Source organism: Halomonas llamarensis (assembly GCF_023555005.1).
Classification (GTDB): Bacteria; Pseudomonadota; Gammaproteobacteria; order Pseudomonadales; family Halomonadaceae; genus Vreelandella; species Vreelandella llamarensis.
Window position 1 is genome coordinate 1 of record NZ_JAMJPJ010000086.1, and the last position, 868, is coordinate 868.

Consider the following 868-nt stretch of genomic DNA (forward strand, 5'->3'; position numbering starts at 1 on the left):
AGCACTAGGCTAATCGCATCCAGTTTAAATTCTTTCGAGTACTGCTTTCGTGTGGTCATGATCCATCTCCAGTTTCAGGGCATTATTCCTTAACTGGGGTGGTCACATCTATTCAACCACTTCAGTACGAGCGGCGCTTTTTGCTGTCCGGGTGCATGTGATTGTTAGCCATCTCCTACAGCCTCTGGCGAAGTCCGAGCTTCTCGTGTAATTCTTGGTAGCTGGTACGCGCGGCGTTCTTTGACTGCCTCCACCGATTCGCTAGCTTCTCTAGCTCTACCATAATTTCAGCGTCGTTATTAATCGCATTACTTTGCCTTATAAAAAGCGCAAACCGCTCTTGCGCATGGATAACCTCACAGACCATGAATTGGTATGCGAGATCCTCGTCGATCGCTCCTATATTGATAACGGCTGCAAGTTGTTCGAGATACTTGAGGTAGCGGTTCAATGCCTTGCAAGCGTCAGCATCGGCTCGGATTTGTTCAGCCTCTGTACTCGACACCTCACCCTTCAGGGGAAGTTGGAGGCGCGTAAGTTTCGCATCCACTTCGTCTAGAAGCTTTTCTGCGCGTTCAGTATCAACAAACTCAGCGGTAACTTTTACCTTGTTCCATTTATTAACTTGGTTTATCCGCATCCAGGCTAATAAAACGCTCCCTAATGCAAGGAGTGACACGACGAAGCTAAATATCGGAAGAATATTGTCAAGGAAGTAGTCCATACTCATCTCTCAAAGGGCTAACGAGGCTGTAGAAAAACCCGATTTCGAGCCATGTCTATCGCCTGTCGTCCTGATTTTTTGACTCAGCCACTCATCTGGCTGAGTCATCCTAATATCGGCATTCAGCCACTAAGGTGCGCGCCT

Annotated in this window: 1 protein-coding gene; it reads right to left on the reverse strand. The window is 47.7% G+C overall.

What is annotated here, in order from left to right; translation table 11 throughout:
- Nucleotides 1-175: 175 nt before the first annotated feature.
- Entirely contained in the window at nt 176-724 is a 549-nt protein-coding gene (locus M8006_RS17675) for a DUF4760 domain-containing protein (RefSeq protein ID WP_250084524.1), read from the reverse strand.
- Between the last annotated feature and the right edge of the window lie 144 nt (nt 725-868).

Bases quoted from the DNA above. Each gene is read 5' to 3' on its own strand.
- M8006_RS17675 (WP_250084524.1), bottom strand. From the start codon at position 724: ATGGACTACTTCCTTGACAATATTCTTCCGATATTTAGCTTCGTCGTG.